Here is a 5,586-nt window from a genome sequence, read left to right on the forward strand (position 1 = left end):
CGTTTTCGGGGTTCACTTCATTATACCGGTGGTTTTGATTTAGAAAGCAAAGCAAGTACAACCAATACCCCATTTAGTTCCATCTTTTCCTATTACGGTATGAGTGTGTTGATGGAGAGGGTTACTGCAACTATGTAACTTGTGATCATGGGCATCGTGCGAAAGTATAGTGTGGGCTAGGTTAGCACCACCATAACCATAAACTCCCGTCGGTGACCAATCAGGTGATGCTGGCGGCAATTCAGGTGATAAATTTTTAAATTCATCATTTCCATAAACAACCTGCCCACCCATAATGGTGAGTAATGATTCAAGGTTCTTGATTTCTTCTTCTGGCACAATAAAGTAGTCAGAAGACAATACAGCAATATCAGCAAACTGACCTACTGCAAGGGTTCCCTTTTTACCTTCATCACCAGAGAACCACGCACTTCCTTTTGAATATAATTCCAGGGCTACTTTTCTATCAAGTTTATTTTTATCATCGTATATCGAAAGACCACCAATGGTTTTTCCGGCAACCATCCAGTAAAGAGCGACCCAAGGGTTATAGCTGGAAACCCTGGTTGCATCACTACCTGCGCCAACAGGTATACCTAGGTCTAACATACGATAAATCGGAGGAGTATGCTTTGCAGCTTCCTTTCCGTATAAATCAACAAAGTATTCACCTTGAAAAGCCATGCGGTCTTGGATGGCAATACCACCATTTAAAGCCTTAACACGTTCCATACTACGATCTGAGATTGTTTCTGCATGATCAAACCACCATCGTAGACCATTAAAAGGAATTTCTTTGTTGACTTCCTCAAATACATTTAAGAATCGTGTGATTGACTCGTCATAAGTTGCATGTAAACGGAATGGCCAACGGTTTTCTACCAATAGAGAAATTACTTTCTTTAAGTCAGCTTCCATCATCGTAGCTAGTTCGGGCTGTGGCATTTGAAATTTTTCAAAATCGGCTGCCGAGAATACTAACATTTCTCCGGCACCATTCATTTTATACTTATCATTTCCTTGACCTGGAGAAACAATTTTTGCCCATGAAGCAAAGTCTTCATATTCATGATTTGGATTTTGCGTAAATAGATTATAAGCAATACGCAAAGTTAATTGTTCCTTCTCGGCTAAATGTTCAACAACTTTGTAGTCATCAGGATAATTTTGGAAACCACCACCTGCGTCAATGGCACTTGTAATACCTAATCTATTTAATTCGCGCATAAAATGGCGAGTTGAGTTAATCTGGTCGTCAAAATTAAGTATTGGAGCTTTACCCAAACTTGAATAAAGAATAGAAGCGTTAGGATTGGCAATTAAAAGGCCCGTTGGATTACCTCGTTTATCCCGCTCAATTAAACAACCTGGAGGGTCTGGGGTATCTTTTGTGTATCCCAGTGCACGCAGCCCTGCACGATTTACAAGTGCTCTATCGTAAAGATGTAGCACAAAGACAGGTGTGTCTTCAGAAACAGCATTAATCTCTTCTAAAGTTGGCAGCCGTCTCTCTTTAAATTGAAATTCAGACCAACCTCCAACTACTCTTACCCACTGAGGAGCAGGTGTACGCCTTGCCTGTTCTTTGAGCATTTCGAGAGCAATAGTAATTGAAGGCACACCTTCCCATCGTAATTCCATATTATAATGAAGACCGCCACGAATAACGTGTATATGAGAGTCATTCAGGCCTGGAATAGCTCTTTTTCTTTTAAGGTCTATTTTTTTTGTTTTTTCTGTGGCACTATCAAGAAGCTCATCTCCACCTACTGCAGTTATTAAACCATCAGTTATGGCGATAGCAGATACCTCAGGTTGAGAGGGATCAAGGGTAGTAATTTTTCCGTTATATAAGATCATATCCGGTAAATTCATATTCACACCTCGTCTACTTCCTATTATTTTGTAACCATGGATGAAATAATTTACCGAAAATCGGCATAACTACCCATGATAGCAAGGACACTATACATACAGAAACAAAAAAAGCGGACATAATAGGATTCATATGTTTTATAATAGGTCCTATCAATTTAGGAACTAACATGCTAAGAGGCCATACACCCAGAAGGGTAACGATAGACATTTTCCATTTTGGCGGTGGAACTGGCGTTTTCGGAGTAACAAACCAATAAGCCAAACTGTTTTCAGTTTTGTAAGTTGGATTAATAGCTTGAAATTGTTCTGCCGTTTTTAACAAATCTCGACGAACATCTGATTCTTGCCAAGCACGTAGATGCTCATACGTATCAAAACGAAAAATAACAGTATACTCCCTGGATTCGTTATTGGGGACTATTAGATTTACGCCTAAATGCCCTGGGAATTTAGTAGCGGCAGCTTCGATTTCATGTCTCCATGTTTCAAACTGTTTTTCTCTACCTTCTTGAATTTCCCATGTAACAATCGTTGTTACTGGATCGGCAGCATCCATCGTGTTCCCTGTATAAGTCTCTTCGACAGCTACTCCTTCTTGTTTCATATTTTCCTGCTTGGAAGCGCGCCATGCACCATAGTATATGCGTATTCTACACCTTGACCATAAGCACCAGTGTGTTCCTTTACAATCTCCATTACAGCATCATAAGTGTCTTTGTGTGCCCAGTCACGTTGGTATTCAAGTAAAACTTGAATTGCTGTCACTGGAATTGCACCAGCTTGTTCTACACGACGCATAGCAGCGTTATGTGCTGTCAAACTAGTACCACCTGAAGCATCATCAACTGCATACACCTCATAGCCAGCTTTAATTGCTTCAAGCACAGGGAATGCAAGGCAAACTTCAGTCCAAAGTGCTGCAAATATTAATTTCTTTCTACCTGTTGCTTTAACTGCTTCAACAAATTTTGGATCTTCCCAAGAGTTCATTGAACTGCGTTCTATAATTTCATGGTTTGGGAATATGTCAAGAATTTGTGGCCAAAAATAACCAGAAAAGCTGCGTGTCTCAACTGTAGTAAGAATAGTAGGTACGTTAAAAGTTTTTGCTGATTTAGCAAGCAACATAACGTTATTAATCAATGTTTGTCTATCAATACTTGCAACTCCAAAAGTCATTTGAGGCTGAAAATCAATTAAAATTAAGGCACTGTTCTCCGGGTTTAACAATTCTAAATTACTCATAATAAAACGCTCCTTTTTTAATTATTGAAAATAATATATTTTCCGTTAATTAAAACTGTAATCGTAAAAATAAAATTTTTGCTATACTTTTTAATTTAAAAGAGAGTGCTGATTTAATCAGCACTAAATGTATACTATCTATTTTTTTGAAAGTAAAGCTATTATGCATTTTGTTTACTAAGATCTCGTTGAGCTCCCATATAGCTTCCAATTATATTTTGATAGCCTGGAAGATTGCTAGCAAGCAAATTGCCAAAACCTTCGACATCGTTGCGCCAATCGCGTTGTAATTCGCAAGCTACGCTAAACCAGTTCATAAGTTGTACACCATTATGTGCCATGCGCGTATTGGCAGCATCTGCAACTTGTTTGCTGAAAGTTCCTGAGGCATCAGTAACAGCAAATACTTCATATCCAGCTTTTATAGCGGAAAGTGCAGGGAAAGCAACACAAACGTCCGTAACTACGCCCGCGATGATAAGTTGCTTTTTTCCAGTTTCTTCGATTGCTTTTACAAAATCATCATTATCCCATGCGTTAATTTGTCCAGGGCGAGCTATTTTTTGTGCATGAGGAAAGAGATCAACCAATTCTTGCATTAAAGGTCCGTTAGGCCCGTTTTCAAAACTTGTTGTTAAAATAACTGGTAAATCAAAAAACTTAGCAGTATGAGCAAGAGCTAGAACATTGTTCTTGAATTCATCAACACCATAGTCGCGTACTAGTCCGGACATAAGACCAGTTTGATGATCTACTAAAAGAACGACAGCATCATCTTTGTTAATACGAGAATAGAGATCAGTCATTATGTATTCCTCCTAAAAATTAAGTAATCGAAGAAAGTGTAAACAGTGGAATATTCCCCCGAACTTCTTCGTTTGTTACGGTTAGTTTATAAATAAACTGACCGTTAATATTAGTTATAGCAGCATTCACAGAACATGAAGTGCTATACAAATTTATAGTATTTGAAAACTGATTCATTAATCAATTCTAAATTATCTATAATTTGCATAGGTCGTAACTATAGTTGTTTTCACTATAAAATAGATTGATTTTACCTATACATTCTATAGATAGAACGATATTGATAGTCACCTATTTTTGTTATTAGAATTGAATATGAGGAATGTTTAGCAAATACTTCGTGATGAAAAAGGTAGGAGATGGGGAATTGTCCATAAACAGAAAATGAATTCATCGGAACAGTAGGGTTTCATGCATAGAGTCCACAATATAAATGTGCATGAATAGGTTATGACATTCATCCGGATTATTGAAGAAAAGGATACATATTAGAATATTTTTTGGAGGTAGAAGCATGGCGAAAATTACTGTAGGAACCGAAAATCAAGCACCAATTGAGATATATTATGAGGATCATGGCACAGGAAAACCAGTTGTACTCATTCATGGTTGGCCGTTAAGTGGTCGATCTTGGGAATACCAAGTTCCCGCTCTTGTTGAGGCTGGATACAGAGTTATAACATATGATCGTCGAGGTTTTGGAAAATCATCTCAGCCGTGGAAAGGGTATGAATATGATACCTTTACTTCTGATTTACATCAACTATTAGAACAGTTAGAGCTTCAAAATGTCACACTTGTTGGTTTTTCTATGGGTGGAGGCGAGGTAGCCCGGTATATTGGAAAGTATGGAACCAATAGAGTAGAGAAGGCTGTATTTGCAGGAGCTGTACCACCATACCTTTACAAGTCAGCAGATCATCCTGAGGGTGTATTAGATGATGTAGCAATTCAAGAATTTGAAAATGGAGTAAAAAGTGATCGCCTAGCATTCCTTGATGAGTTTACGAAAGGATTTTTTGCTGCTGGAGATCGAACTGACTTAGTTAGTGAACCATTTCGATTTTACAATAGGGATATCGCTGCGGGTGCATCACCTAAAGGAACACTAGATTGTATCGCTGCTTTCAGCAAAACAGACTTCAGAGGCGATTTAGCCAAGATTAATATACCTACCCTTGTTATTCATGGTGATTCAGATGCAACTGTACCATTTGAATATAGTGGGAAATTAACACATGAAGCAATTCCTAATTCTAAAGTAGCGTTAATAAAGGGTGGTCCACATGGGCTAAATGCAACGCATGCTAAAGAATTTAATGAAGCACTCCTATTATTTTTAAAGGACTGATTACAACTATATAATTGTTAATTGATAAATTATAAACAAGTAAAAATAAAGCTTTATAAAAGGTGCTCTTGGATAAATCCAGGAGCATCTTTTTAAATGCGGGGTAGTGCACCACTGTAATCAATTTAAAGAATCGAAATCTTCCATAACGAAATTTTTATTCATTTTTAAATGGTGATATCGAGATGTTAGGTTGATAAATCTCCATTAGTTTCGAATTGAATATTCTTCTTAACAGCTAAAATGTATGGATTAGAGTTTTTTAGATCTCTTAGAAGTATTGTTATATTACTATCAAGATAATA

5 protein-coding genes are annotated in these 5,586 nt (G+C 37.5%); 1 reads left to right on the forward strand and 4 read right to left on the reverse strand.

Annotation, left to right across the window (positions count from 1 at the left end; translation table 11 throughout):
• Window positions 1-39: 39 nt before the first annotated feature.
• From DN394_RS28330 to ycaC, 4 genes are all read right to left on the reverse strand, one after another.
• Window positions 40-1,875, reverse strand: a complete 1,836-nt coding sequence (locus tag DN394_RS28330; protein WP_141542946.1) for an amidohydrolase — start codon at window positions 1,873-1,875, stop codon at window positions 40-42.
• Between the two features lie 13 nt (window positions 1,876-1,888).
• Entirely contained in the window at window positions 1,889-2,482 is a 594-nt protein-coding gene (locus DN394_RS28335) for an antibiotic biosynthesis monooxygenase (RefSeq protein WP_097915267.1), read from the reverse strand.
• On the reverse strand, window positions 2,479-3,123 hold the full coding sequence (locus DN394_RS28340) for a hydrolase (protein WP_000067162.1): 645 nt from the start codon (window positions 3,121-3,123) through the stop codon (window positions 2,479-2,481). The genes DN394_RS28335 and DN394_RS28340 overlap by 4 nt, the downstream gene beginning before the upstream one ends.
• Before the next feature lie 161 nt (window positions 3,124-3,284).
• Entirely contained in the window at window positions 3,285-3,929 is a 645-nt protein-coding gene (gene ycaC / locus DN394_RS28345) for an isochorismate family cysteine hydrolase YcaC (RefSeq protein ID WP_000131220.1), read from the reverse strand.
• Window positions 3,930-4,444: 515 nt separating this feature from the next.
• Here ycaC and DN394_RS28350 point away from each other — a divergent pair.
• Window positions 4,445-5,281 (forward strand): alpha/beta fold hydrolase, encoded by an 837-nt coding sequence (locus DN394_RS28350; protein ID WP_097915269.1) that lies wholly within the window; start codon window positions 4,445-4,447, stop codon window positions 5,279-5,281.
• Window positions 5,282-5,586 lie beyond the last annotated feature (305 nt).

The sequence above is a fragment of the Bacillus sp. BB081 genome (genome assembly GCF_008368895.1).
Taxonomy (GTDB): Bacteria; Bacillota; Bacilli; order Bacillales; family Bacillaceae_G; genus Bacillus_A; species Bacillus_A wiedmannii.